The following is a 17,865-nucleotide window of genomic DNA, read 5'->3' on the forward strand; positions in this document are numbered from 1 at the left end:
TACTCATGTGCCTCCTATGCATCCGCGACAGCATCAGTGTGTGGCTGTGCCGGAGGGGTGCACAGGGACAGTTCCGGAGATCGGAACGAGGGGGCAGGAAACATGGGCAGGTCAGTACTCGAAGGGGCTTTCTCGCTGCTGGACAAGCTGATGGACGAGGGTGAGCTGGGGCTCACGCAACTCGCCGACCGCTGCGAGATGCCGAAGACGACGGTGCACCGCCTCCTGGACCAGATGGAGGTGCTCGGTGCGGTCGAGAACGTGCGCGGCCGCTACCGCATCGGCGCGCAGATGTTCCGGCTCGGGCAGTCGTGGGAGCCTGCCCCCGGCATCCTGCGGGTGGCACGGCAGCCGCTGCGCGCGTTGTCCGCGACGATCAGGACGTCGACGATCCTCGCGGTGCCCCGGCGCGACCGGGTGCTCGTCGCCGCGGCGAGCATCGTGCGCGCGGAGGACGTGGCACGGCTGCGTCCGGGTGCCACGGTTCCGGCGGGCATGGAGTTCGTCAGCGCTCCGGTGCGCACGCCGTCCAGCAGTGTGATCGGCACCGTCTCGGCGGTACTCGACAACGGCCGCAGCGCCACGGCTCTGCGGGAGGCCGTGGGGCACGCCGCACGGGCGATCAGCGCAGCCCTCGCGAGCTGAGCGGAACCAGCCGGCCGGGAGTTTGATCACGGTTGAGAGTCCGAATCGTGGGACGTTCGTGACCTGTTCGCTGCGGGCGGACAAAGGCAACCGATATCACACTCCCGGTCGCACGCAACAGACCGAACAGCCGCAATTCGCTGCTCCACCAGCGGGTTTCCGGTTGCACTCCGTGCCTGTCAAGACGGTGAACCGGTGGCAAACGCAAGTGTGAACCTGCTGCAGACGGGTAAATCGCATAGTGACGCGAGTCGCCACGCACACGGGAACACTGACTATCGCCAGAACGTCTGTCAGAGTGGAGCCAGCGAGCACCGCGCACCAGCCAGGGGCGCCGTGGTCGCAGCTTGGTAAGAGGGCACCGGAACACTTCGTTGCGGTGCTGGGACGGAGGGAGATCCATCATGACTGCAGCACTCACCCGCCCCGAGTTGACCGCTGCCGACCGCTGCGACCGCTGCGGGGCTGCTGCCCAGGTTCGCGCTGTTCTCCCGTCCGGGGGCGAGCTGCTGTTCTGCGGGCACCACTCCCGCGCACACAGCGAGAAACTGCGCGAGCTCGCTGCTGAGATTCAGCAGGGCTGACTTCCACCCCACCTAGCCGCTCGGGGCGGAGATCCTTCTGGGATCTCCGCCCCCTTCGCTTTACAGGGCGTCCAGGACAGGTTCGAACGCGAGCTCGGCAGCGCCGATCAGCTTCGCGTCCCTGCCCAGCGTCGACGTCAGGATCTGCGTGCCGCCGACCGCGCGCGACACGAGACTGCGTTGCTGCACAACAGAACTCACCGCGTCCACGACCGTCGCCGGCAGCGCGGTGTAGAGATCGCCCAGCACGACCAGCTCGGGGCCGAGGACGTTGACGATGTTCACGAGCCCCAGCGCGAGCCAGTCCGCGAAGTCGTCGAGCACCGACGGGTCGTCCAACGCCCGCAGCGCCGCCACGACGGCACCGCGCGGAGCGTCCTCCGGCAGCCCCAGCGCCCGGCACAGCGCCGGTTCGCCGACCTCGGTCTCCCAGCACCCGTCACAGCCGCAGTAGCAACGACGGCCATCAGGACGCACGACCATGTGGCCCAGCTCGCCGACATAACCGCCAGAGCCGCGCAGCGGTTGCCCGGACAGGATCACGCCGCCGCCGACGCCGACGTCCGCGGAGATGTAGACCATGTCGGAGGACGACTGGGCGGCGCCGCGCACGTGTTCGGCGAGCGCGCCGAGCTCCGCGTCGTTGCCGACCTGGACCGGCAGCTTCAGCACCGCCTCCAGGCGCTTGCCGAGCGCGACGCCGGACCAGTGCAGGTTCGGTGCCTCGTGCACCTGGCCGTCCGAGCGCCGCACGACACCCGGCACCGACACGCCGACCCCGACCGCGGTGACGCCGAGGTCGTCGGCCATGAGGCGCGCCGACTCGACGATGTGCGTGATGACCTCTCCCGGATCACGCGTCCGGTGATGCAGGTTCCAGCTGTCCCGCCCGATGATCTCCCCGCCGAGGCCGACGAACGCCATCGCCACCTGCTCCACCCGCACGTCGATCGCGACGACGACCGCGGCGTGCGGCTGGGGCAGGACGAGCAACGACGGGCGGCCCGCTCCGCTGCGCAGAGCGGGCACGCGTTCAGCGACCACACCGGCTTCGGCGAGGCCGTCCACCAGAGCCTTGATCGTGCTGCGGTTGAGCCCGAGCTCAACCGCGAGCGATGCCCTGGTGGACGGTCCGTCGACGTGCAAGCGACGCAGCAGCGCCGTCCTGTTGTGCCTGCGGATCTCGTCGGGACGGGTGCCGGACGTCGGTCCTGTCACCTCGTCATCGAGCCGCGTTGGCCGCCCGGCGGCGGGACAACGCGTCGACGCTCGCGGCGAGCAGCAGGACGAGACCGGTCACGATGAACACGACCGCGGCGGGCTGATTGAGCAGGCCCATGCCGTTGGAGATGATCGCCAGCACCGCACCACCGATGACGGCGTCACGCAGCCGGCCCTTGCCGCCGAACAGCGACGTGCCACCGATGACGGCCGCACCGACCGACAGCAGAAGCGTGTTGCCGCCACCTGCGTTCGGGTCGACCGAGCCGACCTTGGACGAGTACACGATCGCGCCGATCGCGGCCGCGGACGACGCGATCACGAAGACGCTCATCCGGATCCGCTCGACGTTGATACCGGCGCGGCGTGCGGCTTCCTTGTTTCCGCCGACGGCGTAGATGTGGCGGCCGTAGCTGGTGCGGTCGAGCACGAACGTGCCGATCACCAGCAGCACCAGCACGATCGGCACCACGTACGGCACACCCTGGATCACCACGAGGTTGCTTGGCGCACGGTTGAGCGAGAGCGCGTAGGTGATCACCGCTGCCAGCAGCGCGAGGGCACCGATCTTGGCCAGCACCAGCGAGGTGGGCTGGGCCACGAGTCCCTTGCGCAGGCGGGAGAAGTGCCGCATGAGCACGACGGCCGCGTAGCCGCCGATAGCGATGACGAACAGCGCCCACGAGCCCACGAAGTTCAGGTTGCCGTTGGCGACGTTGAAGATCGTGTCGTCACGCAGGCCCAGCGTGCCGCCCTGACCGATGAACTGCAGCACCACGCCGCCCCAGACGAGGAACAGCGCGAGGGTCACGACGAACGACGGGATGCCGACCCTCGCGACCAGGAAGCCGGTGATGCAACCGATGGCCGCGCCGACGCAGACCGCGAGCAGCATCTCCAGCCAGGCGTTCGCCGGGATGCCGACCGCGGCGATGACCAGCGCGATGGCCGAGAGCGCAGTGCCCGCCCAGACCTTCATCAGCGCCGAGAGCACGATCGCAAGCACCAGCAGGCTGCAGAACACGTAGAACACCGTGTCGCCCATGCCGCCGAGCAGGTTGCCGTTGTGGATCAGGTGCAGTGCCATCACCGACGCCGTGACACCGGACGCGGTACCGGCGGACAGGTCGATCTCGCCGAGCAGCAGCACGAACACCAGGCCCATCGCGATGATCGTGATGCTGGCGCCCTGCTGGAGCAGGTTGGCGAGGTTGCCGAGGGTGAAGAACGTGTCGGACAACGAGCTGAACACGATGAGCAGCACGACGAGCCCGAGCAACGCGGGCAGCGAGCCGAGCTCGCCGCCGCGGACCCTGGCCCAGTAGTCGCGCACCGCCTCACCGGTGGACATGGAGGTCGTGTCGATGCCGAAGTCGGAGATGGCGCCCTGCTGCGGGCTCTCCTGGTCGGGCGTCTCGGTGGTGTTGGTCATGCTCGCCTCTTCGGAACTCATCAGATCGTCGCCGCCTCGGGGCGGGCGATGCCCAGGTCACCGGAACGACCGGCGGTGATCAGCTCGACCACCTGGCCGTGCGTGACGTCCTTGGACCCCACGACCGCGGCCATGCGTCCGAGGTAGAGGCACGCGATCTTGTCGGCGACCTCGAAGACGTCGTTCATGTTGTGGCTGATCAGGACGACCCCCAGGCCCTGCTCGGCGAGCCGGCGGACCAGGTCGAGCACCTGCCGCGTCTGCGCGACGCCGAGTGCCGCGGTCGGCTCGTCGAGCAGCACGACCTTGCTGTTCCACAGCACGGCCTTGGCGATCGCGACCGTCTGGCGCTGACCACCGGACAGCGACGAGACCTGCGTGCGCACCGACTTGACCGTGCGCACCGACAACGAGGCCAGCGTCTTGCGCGCGGCCTGCTCCATGTCCGTCTCGTCGAGCAGACCGGCCTTGGTGCGCTCACGGCCGAGGAACATGTTCTGGACGATGTCGAGGTTGTCGGCCAGCGCGAGGTCCTGGTACACGACCTCGATCCCGAGCTCCGCGGCGTCGCGCGGGCCCTTGATGTGCGTTGGCTGGCCCTCGAACAGGACCTCTCCCGAGTCGGTCGGGTGAATGCCCGCGATGCACTTGACCAACGTCGACTTGCCCGCGCCGTTGTCTCCGACGAGCGCGGTGACCTCGCCCGGGTTGACGGTGAGGTCGATGTCGTGCAGGACGTGCACGGGGCCGAAGCTCTTGTTGATGCCGCGCAGCTCGAGAATCGGCTCGCTCACTGGGGTTCCTCCGTGGTTACCACGCGCCGAGGCGGGGTGCGCACTCCGCACCCCGCCTTGACGCAAGCGGTCCTACTTGATGCCGAGCTGGTCGCAGACGGCCTTGGTGTCGGCCACGCAGATGTCCGCGGCCTTGACGAAGCCAGCGTCCACAACGGACTTGACCTTGTCCTTGGTGATCAGCTGCGCGGTCAGCAGGACGGACTTGACGTCGCGGTTGCCCTTGTCGTCCTTGGTCTTGCCGGTCGCGAGGGCGTCGGCACCAGCGGTGTCACCCTTGGCCAGGGCGGCGGCCAGCTTGGCGGCGGCCTCGGCCTCGTCCTTGATCGGCTTGAAGACGGTCATGTACTGGTCACCGCGGAGCACGGCCTGCAGGCCGTCCGGGGTGGCGTCCTGACCGGTGACGGGCACCTTGCCGTTGAGGCCGACCTTCTTCAGCACCGTGATCACAGCGCCGGCGAGACCGTCGTTCGCGGCGACGACGCCGTCGACCTTGCCGCCGTTGGAGGTCAGGATCTGCTCGAAGACCTGGCCGCCCTTCTGGTTGTCCCAGTTGTCGATCGGCTGGGACTGCACCAGCTTGAGCTTGCCGGAGTCGTACAGCGGCTTGAGGATGTTGCGCTGGCCCTGCGCGAACAGGGTGGCGTTGTTGTCCGTCGGCGCGCCCTCGATCTCGATGACGTTCGCGCCCTGCGGCTTCTCCTTCATCGCGTCCGCGAAGCCCTGGCCCTGCAGCTCGCCGACCTTCACGTTGTCGAACGACACGTAGTAGGACGAGGAGCCACCGGTGTTCAGGCGGTCGTAGTCGATGACCTGGATGCCCTGTGCCTGCGCCTTCTTGGCGACGGAGGCACCGACCTCGCTGTTGGGCGTCGCGATGATCAGGACCTTGACGCCGGCGTTGATCATGCCGTCGGCCAGGGTGCTGAACTTCTGGACGTCGCCCTGCGCGTTCTGGATGTCAGGGCTGAGGCCTTCCTTCTCCAGAGCCGCCTTGAGCAGCGGCTTGTCGAAGCCCTCCCAGCGAGCGGAGGAGGCGGTCTCAGGAAGGATCACGCCGACCTTTGCGCCCCCGCTGTTGCCAGAGTTCGTGTTCGTGCTTCCTCCACCGGAGGACGTGTTGGCACCACATGCCGAGACCGCCAGGGCGAGGCCCGCGGTAACGGCGATGGAAGCGAGGCTCTTGCTGCGCATCCGCCATCCCTTTCACTGCGCTGTGTCACAGAGAATGTTGTGGCGCACAACGTATGCCCGACATATGCGTGACCGGAACCACACTGGATCGATTAAGTAGTAACGATGCGGCAACCTTGCCGTCATTTGGTTACCGAGAGTTGTGAGAGCGTAACCACGGCGCTACAACACTTGCGACCATTCGGCGCACTGCGTCGTTCTGCGGTGGTGTGTCCCGGTCCGCGAAGAGCAGATGCCCGGTGCCGATGAGCATCGGCGCGACGCCGTCCGCGTCGAGATCACCGACCCGGCCCAGGTCACGTTCGCGTTCCAGGTAGTTCTTGATCATGATCGCGGCCTCGGTCAGCACCGGAACTCCAGCCGGCCAGGCCTCCCTGAGGCGCCTGCGCAGGTCGTCGCGGAAGGTCACGAGGGCGACGATCGCGACCGCGACCGAGCCGAAGACCGCGGTGATCGCCTCCGCGAGGTTGTCGACGACGTCGCCGGTGCCCGCCGCCTCCAGCAGCGCCTTCGCCCGCGCGTCCATCTTGTCCACGCGATCGAGGACGAACTCGGCGAGGAACGCGTCGAAGTCGTCGAAGTGCCGGTGCAACACACCCTTGGCGACACCGGCCTCGGTCGTCACCGCGCGGCTGGTGAGGGCACTCGGGCCGCCCTCGACGAGGAGGCGTTCCGCCGCGTCGAACAGCTGTTCTCGCACGTCACGCAGGTGCACACCGGTGGGCACGCTGGCTGCTCCTAGCTGAAGTGGGCACTTGCCCACTAGGGTGGGCGCATGCCCACTTTAGGTCAGCAGCCAGAGCCGGAAAAGTTCGACAAGGAGCTCGGTGAGCGGCTCGCCCGCTCGTTCGGCCCGGAAGCCGCCCGCTACGACCGCACCCGCCCGCCCTACCCGGACTCACTGGTCCAACGCATCGTCACCGCCGCCCCGGGACCGCGCGTGGCCGAGGTCGGCTGCGGCACCGGCACGCTGTCCCGCCAGCTGATCGCCGCCGGGCTGGACGTCCTCGGCATCGAGCACGACGAGCTCATGGCCGGGTTCGCCCGCGAGACGGGCGTGCCGGTGGAGGTGTCGAAGTTCGAGACCTGGGACCCGGCCGGCCGCGAGTTCGACGCCGTCGTCGCGGGCCAGTCGTGGCACTGGGTCGATCCCGAGCAGGGCCTCCGCCAGGCCGCGCGGGTGCTGCGACCCGGCGGGGTGTTCGTCGCGCTGTGGCACGTGTTCTCGACGCCGGACTCGGTCGCGCAGGCCCTCGCCGACCTCTACGAGAAGGTGGCGCCAGACACGACGTTCCGCATCGGTCACACCCGTGAGGAGTCGCTGGCCTTCTACCGGGCGGGCTGCGAACGCACCGCCGACGCGTTCGTCGGCACCGGCGAGTTCGCCTCACCGAACCAGTGGAGCGCCAGCTGGACCCAGGACTACACGACCGCCGAATACCTCGACCTGATCCTCACGATGAGCCCGCTGGCCCTGCTCACCCCCGCCCAGACCACCGAGCTCCTCGACGGCGTCGGCGCGGCGATCGACGCGCTCGGCGGCCGGTTCACCTCGAACTACGAAACGCTCGCCGTCGCCGTCACCCGCAACTGATATATCGCATATCGCACATCAGCTGCGGCCCAGCCCGCATGCAAAAAACGTTTGCGGACGAAGTCAAAAGACTCATTGCAAAGGTGCGCACGCGCTCTACCTGGGGTTTCTGGCTGAGAGCGCGTGCTACCAAGAGCGCAGCGTGGCGATGCGTTCCTCGAGCTGCTCGATGGTGGCCATCGCGGTCGGCGGCCCGCCGCAGTACTCGCGCAGCTGGTTGTGGATCTTGCCGTGGGGCTTCTTGGTGCGGTGGTGATGCATCGCGACGAGGGTGTTGAGCTCCTTGCGCAACGACGTGAGGCGCTCCTGCACGCCGACCGGACGAGCCTCTCGCACCGCCACCTCGGGCTTGGGGCGCTTGGCCGCGGAGGCCATCTGCTCCTCCTGGCGCTGCAGGAGCAGGGTGCGCACCTGGTCGGGCTCCAGCAGTCCCGGCAGGCCGAGGTACTCCTGCTCCTCCTCAGAGCCCGCGACGGTCGGGGCACCGAACGACGAGCCGTCGAAGATCACCTGGTCGAGCTCGGCCGTGGTGCCCAGGGCGGTGAAGGCGCGTTCGTCCTCGCCCGGTTCGTCCTTGGCCTGGTTCGCCGCGGCCATCAGCTCGTCGTCCCAGCCGTCCTTCTCGCGGTGCGGCTTGCCGAGGACGTGGTCGCGCTCCGCCTCCAGCTCGGACGCGAGCTGCAGCAGCACCGGCACCGAGGGCAGGAACACCGTGGCGGTCTCGCCGGGCTTCCGGTTGCGCACGAAGCGGCCGACGGCCTGGGCGAAGAACAACGGGGTCGACGACGACGTGGCGTACACGCCGACCGCGAGCCGCGGCACGTCGACGCCTTCGGACACCATGCGGACGGCGATCATCCAGCGTTCGTTCGTCGCGGAGAACTCCGCGATCTTGCCGGACGCCTTCGGGTCGTCGGAGAGCACGAGCGTGGGGATCTGGCCCGTGACGCGCTGCAGCACCTGTGCGTAGGCCTTCGCCACGGTCTGGTCGGTGGCGATCACCAGGCCACCCGCGTCCGGCAGGCCGTTCTCCCGCTTCTGGGTGAGCCTCTGGTCGGCGGCGCGCAGCACGGACGCCATCCAGTCGCCGGCCGGGTCCAGCGCCGTGCGCCACGCCCGCGCGGTCTGCTCCTGGGTCAGCGGTTCGCCCAGGCGTGCGGTGTACTCCTCGCCCGCGCTGGTCCGCCACGACGCCTCACCGGAGTAGGCCAGGAACAGCACGGGCCGGACGACGCCGTCGCGCAGCGCGTCGGCGTAGCCGTAGGTGTGGTCGGCCTTTGACGTCTTGAAGCCGCCGTTGCTCTCCTCGTACTGGACGAACGGGATCGGCGAGTCGTCCGAGCGGAACGGCGTACCGGTGAGGCAGAGACGGCGGGTGGCGGGCGTGAACGCCTCACGGATCGCGTCACCCCACGACTTGGCGTCGCCGCCGTGGTGCACCTCGTCGAGCAGCACCAGCGTCTTGCGGTTCTCCGTGCGCACGCGGTGCAGCGTCGGATGTGCCGCGACCTGTGCGTACGTCACGGCCACACCGTGGTAGTCGCGGGAGGTCATCGCGTTGGTGTTGCGGAAGTTCGAGTCGATGTGGATGCCCTGCTCGGCGGCGGCCTTCGCCCACTGGTGCTTGAGGTGCTCGGTGGGCGTGACGATCGTGACGGCCTCGATCGTCCGGTCGGCCAGCAGCTCGGCGGCGACGCGCAGTCCGAAGGTCGTCTTACCCGCGCCCGGAGTCGCGACGGCGAGGAAGTCCTGCGGCTTGGCGGCCAGGTACTTGGTCAGCGCGCGGCGCTGCCATGCCCGCAGCGGTCGCATTGCTGCTGTCGCTGTCACAGACGTGTTTCTCCTCATTTGTGCAGGTCAGACATGGCTTTGACACACAACAGCCCTCAGGCAGGCCGGCGCCGAGGGCACTGCGACTCTACCTGTTCCGGGCGCCGATGCCGCGAAACGTGGCGGTATGCACCATGCTTGTCACTGCGATGGGTGCGCCTACCGACAACGACGCGAGCAGGTCCGGCCGAAAGGGGCCGCTGCGGCTACTCGCGCGCACGCTGTCGAAAGCGTGGGAAGGCAACATCTTCTCAGAAGCCGCCGAGGCGGCGTTCTGGCAGACGCTGTCGTTCCCGCCACTTCTGCTCGGTGTGCTGGGCGCGATGGGCTATCTCGGCGACTGGTTCGGCGACGAGGTGGTGAAGGCCGTCCAGGAGAAGATCATCGGGTTCACCCGGACGATCTTCAGCGCGGACGTGGTCAACGACGTGATCGAGCCCACGGTCGCGGAGATCCTCACCACCGGCAAGGGCGAGATCGTCTCCGTCGGCTTCCTGATCTCTCTGTGGGCGGGTTCATCGGCCATGTCGTCGTTCGTCGACGCGATCACGGTCGCGCACGGCCAGTACGGCGTCCGCAACGAGTTGTGGCAGCGGATCTTCGCCTTGCTGCTCTACCTGGTGTCGCTGGTGGCGCTGGTGATCGGACTGCCGGTGCTGGCGCTCGGCCCGGACATCCTGCCGCAGTTGTTCCCGACATCGTGGCGGCCGTTCATCGAGACGTGGGTCGGCCGGTTCTACTACCCCGGTATCGCGCTGCTGCTAGTGCTGTCGCTGTCGATGCTCTACAAGGTCGCGCTGCCGCGGAGACTGCCGTACCACCGCGTGCTGCCGGGAGCGATCCTCGCGATGGCCGTGTTCGTCCTGTCGTCCATCGGCCTGCGCCTGTACATCCAGTGGATCACCACCACCGGCTACACGTACGGCGCGCTCGCGACCCCGATCGCGTTCCTGCTCTTCGTGTTCGTCATCGGCCTCGCGATCACCATCGGCGCGTACTTCAACAGCGCCATCCAGGAAATGTGGCCAGCCCGCATGACCCGCCGCCAGCGCCGCCGGTGGCGCCGACTGGAGATGGAGCGCGCGGCGTCCCGCATCCGCGAGGAGAACGCGCAGCCCGAACAGGAGGCCAACAGCACCGAGTATTCGGCCCCGTCGCCCGCCGACACGCAGCTGACCGCACCGCTCCAGATCCAGCAGCAGCGCCAGCACTCGGAAGAGGAGAAACAGCGGGGGTAGCCGGAGCCACCCCCGGCGTCGTGGTTACTCGCCGCCGCTGTCCGGCAGGTTGTCGTAGATCTTCTTGCACTCCGGGCACACCGGCGAACCAGGCTTCGGCGACTTCGTCACCGGGAAGACCTCGCCGCACAGCGCGACCACGTGCGTTCCCATCACGGCGCTCTCGGCGATCTTCGCCTTGCGCACGTAGTGGAACATCTTCGGGGCGTCGTCCCCGGTGTGGTCGGTGCCTTCCGGCCGTACGTCGACCTCGGGGAGAGTCTGGGTGCTCACGCGCCCAGGGTACCTGGGATGATGTCCCCTCGTGACCACGCTGCACATCGCCGAGGAAGTTGCCACCGCACTGGCCGAGAACCGGCCCGTCGTCGCTCTCGAGAGCACCATCCTGTCCCACGGGCTGCCCGCACCGCGCAATCTCGCCGTCGGCGCACGCCTGGAAAAGGTCGTCCGGGAAGCCGGAGCCGTCCCCGCGACGATCGCCGTGCTCGACGGTGTACCGCACATCGGCCTGACCTCGTCCGAGCTCGACCGCGTCTGCACCGCCGGTGACCTGCTCAAGCTGTCGTTGCGCGACCTCGGCGCCGCCTACGCGCTCGGCCGCACCGGCGCGACGACCGTGGCCTCGACCACGGCCCTGGCGCACCAGGCCGGAATCCGCGTCTTCGGCACCGGCGGCCTCGGCGGCGTGCACCGCGGCGCGCGCGAGACGTGGGACGTGTCGGCCGACCTCGACGTGGTGGCGACGACGCCGGTCATGATCGTCAGCTCCGGCGTGAAGTCGATCCTGGACATGGGCGCGACCCTGGAGGTCCTGGAGACCCGCTCGGTGCCGGTCATCGGGTACCAGACCTCCCGCTTCCCCGCCTTCTACCGCCGCGAGTCGGAGTTCGAGGTGCCGTGGCGCGTCGAGAACCCCGCCGAGGCCGCCGCAGTGTTCGCCGCGGGCGGCCGCGGCATGCTCCTGGTGAACCCGATCCCCGCCGACTTCGAGATGGACGCGGAGCTGCACGACCGCCTCCTCGCCGAGGGCCTGCAGAAGCTGGTCGACCAGGACGTGCGCGGCAAGGACGTCTCGCCCGTGCTGCTGGAGCACTTCCACACCGCGAGCAAGGGCGTGAGCCTCGACGCCAACGAGGCGCTCGTCGTCAACAACGTCTCCGTCGCCGCAGCCGTCGCTGTAGAGCTGTTCCAGTGAGGCCGGTAGTCGTGGTGGGCGATGCCGGCCTGGACGTGGTCGCCCGCCACTCCGGCCCCATCGCCCACGGCGGTGACGTCCGCGCCAAGGTGACCATCGAACCCGGCGGCGCGGGCGCCAACACGGCCGTGTGGCTGGCCGCGTGCGGCGCCTCCCCCGTGCTGGTCGCGCGCGTCGGCGCCGACTCGGCGGGCCGCCAGGTCCACGCCGAGCTCACCTCCGCCGGCGTCCAGTGCGCCTTCGCCGTCGACCCGGACCTCGCCACCTGCTGCGTGGTCGTGCTGGTCGACGACGACGGCCAGCGCTCGATGCTCCCCGACCGCGGCGCCAACGCCCGCTTCTCCCCCGCCGACCTGGACCCCGGCCTGCTCGCCGCCCCGAACGGCCACCTGCACCTGTCCGGCTACGTCCTGCTCGACGCCACCTCGCGCCCCGCCGGCCTGGCGGCTTTGGCCGCCGCCCGTGCCGCCGGTTGGACGACGTCGGTCGACCCGCAGGCGGCGGTGCTGATCCACTCCGCCGAGGCGTTCCTGGAGGACGTCCGCGGCGTCGACATCCTCATGCCGAACGCCGACGAGCTCCTGGCGCTCACCGGCTCAGCCGAGCCCGCCTCGGCCAAGAGCCTCCTGCCGCACGTCGGCGCGGTGGTCGTGACCACGGGCCCGGACGGCGCGTCGTGGGTCGACGCCGACGAGCTGATCTCAGTCCCCGCTGAAGCCACTGAGTGCGTCGACTCAACCGGTGCGGGCGACGCCTTCGACGCCGGCTTCCTGGCGGCCTGGCTGTCCGGCGCCTCGAAGCGCGACGCCCTCCTCGGCGGCGTCCGCGCGGGCTCCCGCGCCGTCAGCCTCGTGGGCGCCCAACCTCCGCGCTAGCCCCCGTCACCGATATATCAGTTGCGCTGTCCCACCCCGGCGCATGCAAAAACGTTTGCGGACGAAGTCAAAAGACTCGTTGCAAAGGTCGACAGGCGCGTTGGCCTTGGCAACGACTCTTTGGACTTCGTCCGCAAAAGACTCATTGCTAAGGGACGGGTGGCGTTCGACGGCGGATGGTTCGTGCGGGAACGGGCGAACTAACCGTCGATGATGGTGGTGCTCTTGGGTGCGATGGCGCGGCGCTCGGCCTCGTAGCGGCTGGCCTTCTCGGCCTTGCGCGGCGGGCGGTCGTTGGCGATCAGCACGGCCATCCAGGGCAGCGGTACGGAGAGCACGATGAAGAAGAGCGCGAGCCACCAGGTCTGAGCGAACAGCGCCGCGAGGATGAGGCACGGGAAGCGCAGGCTCATCATGATCGCGTACTTGCGGCGGCGGGCGGCGTGCTGTTCCTCGTAGGACGGGGCCGCCTCGGTGATCAACACCGGGGTGTCGTTCCGGTCGGGACTGCTCACGACACCACCCTCTTAACTCTTTCTGGCTACGCTCCCATGGTCCCACGTCCGAGTGACGGTCGGGACACCCGGTCGGCGGTTAACATCCGCGAGTGGTCGCCCTTGATCGCCTCGTGGACGTGCTCGGCAGCCTGGGCACGCATCTGGCGTGCGCGCCGCGGGGGCGCGACGCCGAACTACGTGGGGTTGCCCTGCATGATCCGGCGGAAAACACACCGGCGGCCGCGGGGGACGTCCTTCTCGGGCTCGGTACGCCGTCGGTCGCTGCCGCTGTGCGACTTGTTTCCTCGACAGCCGCCTCGGCGGTGGTGCTGCACGGCAAACCGCCCCTCGACGAACGGGTCGTCGCCGCTGCGAAGAAGTCCGGTGCGGCCGTGTTGCTCGTGGATCCGTCGGTGCCGTGGAGCCAGCTCGCGAACGTGACGCAGACGTTGGTCAACGGCGGCACGCGGACCGGTGACCTGTTCGGCCTGGCCGACGTGATCGCGGGCGTGGTCGGCGGGCCGGTGACGATCGAGGACCAGCAGTCGCGCGTGCTGGCCTATTCGTATCGGCAGGAAGACGTCGACCCGGTGCGGGTGCAGACGATCCTCGGCCGTCGCGTGCCGGAGGAGGCTCGGCGCGCGCTCGACGACTTCGGGGTGTTCAGCCACCTGGCGTCGTCCGACGAGCCGATCTTCGTGCCCAAGCTGACCCCGCAACTCGGAAATCGGCTCGTTGCGGCCGTGCGGGCGGGCCGGGAGCTGCTGGGGTCCGTGTGGGTCGAGGTGACGGGTCCGGTCGATGCGGCGAGGTCGGCCGCGTTGGTCGACGGCGCGCGCACGGCTGCGTTGCACCTGCTGCGATCGCGGGCGTCGACCGATCTGGAACGGCAGGCCGAGGCCGATCTGGTGATCCGGCTGCTCGAACATCCGGAGTCCGCCGACGTCGCGCGGCTCGGGTTGCCGTCGGCCGACCTGCGGGTGATCGCGGTGCAGGCGCACGCGGGCGAGGGCGAGCACGGGGCGGCGGTGCTCGCGTTCCAACGGGCGACGGCGGGCTTCGGCTGGTCGCGGCCTGGGCGGAGCGCGCTGTTCGGCAACGTCCTCTACACCGTGATCCCCGCGGCCGACGACGCCGTCGAGTGGGTGCGTTCGCTCGTTCGGGAGCTACCCGCCGAAGCCACGGTGCTGGCCGGGATCGGTGGGCCGGCGGAGGCGACGCAGTTGCCGACGTCGAGGCAGGAAGCCGACGAATGCCTCGCGCTTTCCACCGGTGCACCGGTTGTGTACGACGACGCGTGGGCTCAAGTGCTGCTGCACCGGCTCGCCGCCGTCGCCGAAGCTGGACGCCTCCCGACGCGTGGGCCGATATCCAATATATTGCGCTACGACGCTGAATACGGGACGCAGTATGCGACGACGTTGAAAGCGTGGCTGGCGGCACAGGGCGACGTGCGGGCGGCGGCGCGGGAGCTCAACGTGCACCCGAACACGTTGCGATACCGGATGCAGAAGATGGCGGAAGTGACGCCACTCCCCCTCGACGACCCCGAACAGCGGCTCGCGATGGCCATCGCCCTCCAGATCACGCGCCAATGACAGCGCCGACATGTGGGGCGTGAAAGCATGTCGACCCGTGCACCCCGAACTCTCTGGTGATCTCTGCGCCCGGCTGCGCGAGGCCTTTCTGAACGCCGGCTACACCGCGGACGGCGTCGTCGACGCCCTCGGCCCGCAGGCCCACGCCGCACTCGGCCGCGGCGAGCCGGAGCCCGCCCGCCGCGCCAGCAAGGACGCCGGGACGCTCGGCACGTTGATCCGCCTGTTCCTGCTGGGTGACCAGGAGCCGGAGCAGGAAGTCCGCAAGGCGCTCGACGGGGTCGACCTCGACGACGCCGTCAAGAACGAGATCCTGACCAAAGACTTCAGGGCCGGCCTCGACGTCCGTCCGTACGAGGACAACTGGTGGGTCATCGCCGACCTCGACTCCGACCTGCGCGGCGGAGCGGTCCCCGAGGACCACGTGCTCGGCGTCGGCCACGCGTCCATCAGCCTCGCCCGCGCCACCAAGCGCACCCCGGTCGGCACGCTGCTCGACCTCGGCACCGGCTGCGGCGTCCAGGCACTGCACGCCAGCACGCACGCCGAGCGCATCACCGCCACCGACCTGTCCGAGCGCGCGTTGAGGCTCGCGCAGGGGACGTTCCGAATCAACGGCCTCGATGTCGAGACGTTGCAGGGCGAGTGGTTCGGGCCGGTCCGCAACCGGCGGTTCGACCAGGTTGTGTGCAATCCACCGTTCGTCGTCGGCCCACCGCGCGTGGATTTCGTGTACCGCGACTCCGGCCTCGCGGGCGACGACGCGTCGGCGCTGGTCATCAGGCAGCTGCCGGCGTTCCTCAACGAGGGCGGCGTCGGCCAGCTGCTCGCGTCCTGGGTGCACCGCAAGGGCGAGGACTGGGAGGAGCGCGTCACGAGCTGGCTCCCCCGCGGCGGGGTCGACGCGTGGTTCGTGCAGCGCGACATCGCCGAGCCCGCGCTGTACGTGGGCACGTGGCTGAAGGACGCAGGCGTCGACCCGCGCAGTCCCGAGGGCCGGCAGAAGGCCGCGGCGTGGCTGGACTGGTTCGAGGAGAACCAGGTCCAGGGCGTGGGCTTCGGATACGTGACGCTGCGGCGCACCGACGAGATGCACTCCCAGGTCGTGTGTGAAGACCTGCGCCACGCCTACGACGACCCGCTGGGCCCGGAGGCGGCGCGGTGGCTCGACAACGTCGCGTGGCTGCGCGCGAATCCCGACCTGCTGAGCCGGCGGTTCCGGGTCGCGGACACCGTGCTGCTCGAGGAGGTCTCCGAGCCGAGCGAGGACGGCTGGCGCAAGGTCGTCGCCCGCCTGCACCGCACCGACGGGCCCGGCTGGCAGCACGAGGTCGACGAGGCCACCGCGAAGCTCGTGGCCGGCTGCACGGGTGCGCTGCCGTTGGAGGACCTGCTCTCACTGCTCGAGTTCGCTTACGGAGAAATCGATGCAGAAGCCGCGTTGCCGATCGTGCGTGATCTCATCCGGCACGGAATGTTGATTCCCGCGTGAAAGCTGTTGTGGCGCGCGTCACAGAGGCGAGCGTGGAAGTCGAAGGGAAGATCGTCGGCGCGATCGACGAACCCGGATTGCTGGTGCTGCTCGGCGTCCATCACGACGACACGGCCGAGCACGCCCGCAAAATGGCGCAGAAGCTGTACGGCCTGCGCATCCTCGACGACGAGCAGTCGTGCGAGTCGACCGGCGCTCCGTTGCTGGTCGTCAGCCAGTTCACGCTCTACGGAGACACGCGCAAAGGCCGCCGTCCGTCCTGGACGGCGGCCGCGCGGCCCGAGCACGCGGAACCGTTGGTGAACGCCGTCGTGCAGGAACTCCGCCAAAAGGGCGCGCGGGTCGAAACGGGACGATTCAGGGCCGAGATGAAGGTACGGAGCGTGAACGACGGTCCGTTCACCGTGCTCGTCGAGGTCTGACTAAACGGTTCTCAGCCAATCCTCAGATTACTCGCGCAACGCGTGTGACAGCGGCGACGTCTTCAAGGCAGGAAGTCGGGAACGAATTCGGAATCGCCTTCGTTACCCAGGTATCAGCCAGCTAGCGATGGGATCCCGAGCGGGCCCGCCGCAACACCGGCAACCAGGGCGCAGCGCCGCGCCGCCTTGACCGCCACGCGCCACTGTCCTGACCGACAGCGGCGTCGCCCGCAGCAGGGGGAGGGAGATCCATGACCGTCACGAGGATCTCCGACCGTGAAGTCGGAGAGAACACGCCCGCCGTCGTCGAGCACGAACTCGACGCCCAGGGACCCGCAGCCGACCTCGTTCGAGTCTACCTGAACGGAATCGGCAAGACCGCGCTGCTCACCGCCGAGGAGGAGGTGGAGCTCGCCAAGCGCATCGAGGCCGGTGTGTTCGCGCAGCACGTCCTCGAGACGGCCAAGCGCCTCACGCCGACGCGCCGCGACGAAATGGGGGAGCTCGTCCGCGACGGTCGCCGTGCCAAGGACCACCTGCTCAAGGCCAACCTGCGCCTCGTCGTGTCGCTGGCCAAGCGCTACACGGGCCGTGGCATGCCGCTGCTGGACCTGATCCAGGAGGGCAACCTGGGTCTCATCCGCGCGGTCGAGAAGTTCGACTACACCAAGGGCTTCAAGTTCTCGACCTACGCGACGTGGTGGATCCGCCAGGCCATCACCCGCGGCATGGCCGACCAGGGCCGCACCATCCGCCTCCCCGTCCACCTCGTCGAGCAGGTGAACAAGCTCGCGCGGATCAAGCGCGACCTGCACCAGACGCTCGGCCGCGAGGCGACGAACGAGGAGCTCGCGAAGGAGTCGGGCCTGTCCGTCGACAAGGTCGCCGACCTGCTCGACCACGCGCGTGACCCGGTATCGCTCGACATGCCGGTCGGCACGGAGGAGGACGCTCCCCTCGGCGACTTCATCGAGGACTCGGACGCGACCGACGCCGAGAGCGCCGTCATCTCCGGCCTGCTGCAGGACGATCTGCGCCGTGTGCTGGCGACCCTCGAACCGCGCGAGCAGGCCGTGATCCGGCTGCGCTACGGCCTCGAGGACGGTCAGCCCCGCACGCTGGACCAGATCGGCAAGCGGTTCGGGTTGTCGCGGGAGCGGGTGCGGCAGATCGAGCGCGAGGTCATGTCGAAGCTGCGCCAGGGCGAACGCGCCGCGAAGCTGCGCGCGTACGCCTCGTAGTCACGGTCAGGTT

Annotated in this window: 18 protein-coding genes; 10 read left to right on the plus strand and 8 right to left on the minus strand. The window is 69.0% G+C overall.

What is annotated here, in order from left to right; translation table 11 throughout:
- The first annotated feature begins 102 nt into the window (after positions 1–102).
- Together DI276_RS12035 and DI276_RS12040 are read left to right on the plus strand one after the other, a co-directional pair.
- Positions 103–645 (plus strand): helix-turn-helix domain-containing protein, encoded by a 543-nt coding sequence (locus tag DI276_RS12035; RefSeq protein ID WP_198680594.1) that lies wholly within the window; start codon positions 103–105, stop codon positions 643–645.
- A gap of 404 nt (positions 646–1,049) precedes the next feature.
- Positions 1,050–1,229: a DUF7455 domain-containing protein gene (locus DI276_RS12040; protein WP_030464836.1), complete on the plus strand. Its 180-nt coding sequence runs from the start codon at positions 1,050–1,052 to the stop codon at positions 1,227–1,229.
- 60 nt (positions 1,230–1,289) lie between these two features.
- Here the strand turns inward: DI276_RS12040 and DI276_RS12045 are convergent, their stop codons facing one another.
- The 5 genes from DI276_RS12045 to DI276_RS12065 all read right to left on the minus strand — a co-directional run bounded on the left by DI276_RS12045 (position 1,290) and on the right by DI276_RS12065 (position 6,597).
- Entirely contained in the window at positions 1,290–2,447 is a 1,158-nt protein-coding gene (locus DI276_RS12045; RefSeq protein WP_112263395.1) for an ROK family transcriptional regulator, read from the minus strand.
- 4 nt (positions 2,448–2,451) lie between these two features.
- Positions 2,452–3,882 carry a sugar ABC transporter permease gene (locus tag DI276_RS12050; RefSeq protein ID WP_112263783.1) on the minus strand — a complete coding sequence of 477 codons (1,431 nt, stop codon included), beginning with the start codon at positions 3,880–3,882 and terminating at the stop codon, positions 2,452–2,454.
- A 20-nt stretch (positions 3,883–3,902) separates the two neighbouring features.
- Entirely contained in the window at positions 3,903–4,676 is a 774-nt protein-coding gene (locus DI276_RS12055; RefSeq protein ID WP_112263396.1) for an ATP-binding cassette domain-containing protein, read from the minus strand.
- Positions 4,677–4,748: 72 nt separating this feature from the next.
- Positions 4,749–5,870, minus strand: a complete 1,122-nt coding sequence (locus tag DI276_RS12060; RefSeq protein WP_112263397.1) for a sugar ABC transporter substrate-binding protein — start codon at positions 5,868–5,870, stop codon at positions 4,749–4,751.
- Positions 5,871–6,000: 130 nt separating this feature from the next.
- On the minus strand, positions 6,001–6,597 hold the full coding sequence (locus DI276_RS12065; RefSeq protein ID WP_112263398.1) for a TetR/AcrR family transcriptional regulator: 597 nt from the start codon (positions 6,595–6,597) through the stop codon (positions 6,001–6,003).
- 48 nt (positions 6,598–6,645) lie between these two features.
- Here DI276_RS12065 and DI276_RS12070 point away from each other — a divergent pair, with 48 nt between their 5' ends.
- Positions 6,646–7,464, plus strand: a complete 819-nt coding sequence (locus DI276_RS12070) for a class I SAM-dependent methyltransferase (RefSeq protein ID WP_112263399.1) — start codon at positions 6,646–6,648, stop codon at positions 7,462–7,464.
- A gap of 126 nt (positions 7,465–7,590) precedes the next feature.
- Here DI276_RS12070 and DI276_RS12075 read toward each other — a convergent pair whose 3' ends face one another.
- Complete coding sequence (locus DI276_RS12075; RefSeq protein ID WP_232836649.1) at positions 7,591–9,276, minus strand: DEAD/DEAH box helicase; 1,686 nt, start codon at positions 9,274–9,276, stop codon at positions 7,591–7,593.
- A 152-nt stretch (positions 9,277–9,428) separates the two neighbouring features.
- Here DI276_RS12075 and DI276_RS12080 point away from each other — a divergent pair, with 152 nt between their 5' ends.
- On the plus strand, positions 9,429–10,532 hold the full coding sequence (locus tag DI276_RS12080) for a YihY/virulence factor BrkB family protein (protein WP_112263401.1): 1,104 nt from the start codon (positions 9,429–9,431) through the stop codon (positions 10,530–10,532).
- A 24-nt stretch (positions 10,533–10,556) separates the two neighbouring features.
- Here DI276_RS12080 and DI276_RS12085 read toward each other — a convergent pair whose 3' ends face one another.
- Positions 10,557–10,805, minus strand: coding sequence for a DUF3039 domain-containing protein (locus tag DI276_RS12085; RefSeq protein WP_112263402.1), 249 nt, complete (start codon positions 10,803–10,805; stop codon positions 10,557–10,559).
- Positions 10,806–10,836: 31 nt separating this feature from the next.
- On the opposite strand from DI276_RS12085, the gene DI276_RS12090 reads away from it, so the two are divergent.
- Positions 10,837–11,727, plus strand: coding sequence for a pseudouridine-5'-phosphate glycosidase (locus DI276_RS12090; RefSeq protein WP_112263403.1), 891 nt, complete (start codon positions 10,837–10,839; stop codon positions 11,725–11,727).
- A complete protein-coding gene (locus tag DI276_RS12095; RefSeq protein ID WP_112263404.1) occupies positions 11,724–12,602 on the plus strand; it encodes a carbohydrate kinase family protein in 879 nt (292 codons plus the stop codon). The genes DI276_RS12090 and DI276_RS12095 overlap by 4 nt, the downstream gene beginning before the upstream one ends.
- A gap of 200 nt (positions 12,603–12,802) precedes the next feature.
- On the opposite strand, the gene DI276_RS12100 is transcribed toward DI276_RS12095, so the two are convergent.
- Complete coding sequence (locus DI276_RS12100; RefSeq protein WP_112229303.1) at positions 12,803–13,117, minus strand: DUF3099 domain-containing protein; 315 nt, start codon at positions 13,115–13,117, stop codon at positions 12,803–12,805.
- A gap of 92 nt (positions 13,118–13,209) precedes the next feature.
- Between DI276_RS12100 and DI276_RS12105 the strand changes: the two genes are divergently transcribed.
- The 4 genes from DI276_RS12105 (at position 13,210) to DI276_RS12120 (ending at position 17,852) form a co-directional block, all read left to right on the plus strand.
- Complete coding sequence (locus DI276_RS12105) at positions 13,210–14,697, plus strand: PucR family transcriptional regulator (protein WP_112263405.1); 1,488 nt, start codon at positions 13,210–13,212, stop codon at positions 14,695–14,697.
- A gap of 10 nt (positions 14,698–14,707) precedes the next feature.
- Positions 14,708–16,189, plus strand: a complete 1,482-nt coding sequence (locus DI276_RS12110; RefSeq protein ID WP_112263406.1) for a DUF7782 domain-containing protein — start codon at positions 14,708–14,710, stop codon at positions 16,187–16,189.
- On the plus strand, positions 16,186–16,611 hold the full coding sequence (gene dtd / locus DI276_RS12115; protein WP_112263407.1) for a D-aminoacyl-tRNA deacylase: 426 nt from the start codon (positions 16,186–16,188) through the stop codon (positions 16,609–16,611). The genes DI276_RS12110 and dtd overlap by 4 nt, the downstream gene beginning before the upstream one ends.
- A 251-nt stretch (positions 16,612–16,862) precedes the next feature.
- Entirely contained in the window at positions 16,863–17,852 is a 990-nt protein-coding gene (locus DI276_RS12120; protein WP_112263408.1) for a sigma-70 family RNA polymerase sigma factor, read from the plus strand.
- Positions 17,853–17,865 lie beyond the last annotated feature (13 nt).

It is taken from the genome of Lentzea terrae (assembly GCF_003265345.1).
Classification (GTDB): Bacteria; Actinomycetota; Actinomycetes; order Mycobacteriales; family Pseudonocardiaceae; genus Lentzea; species Lentzea terrae.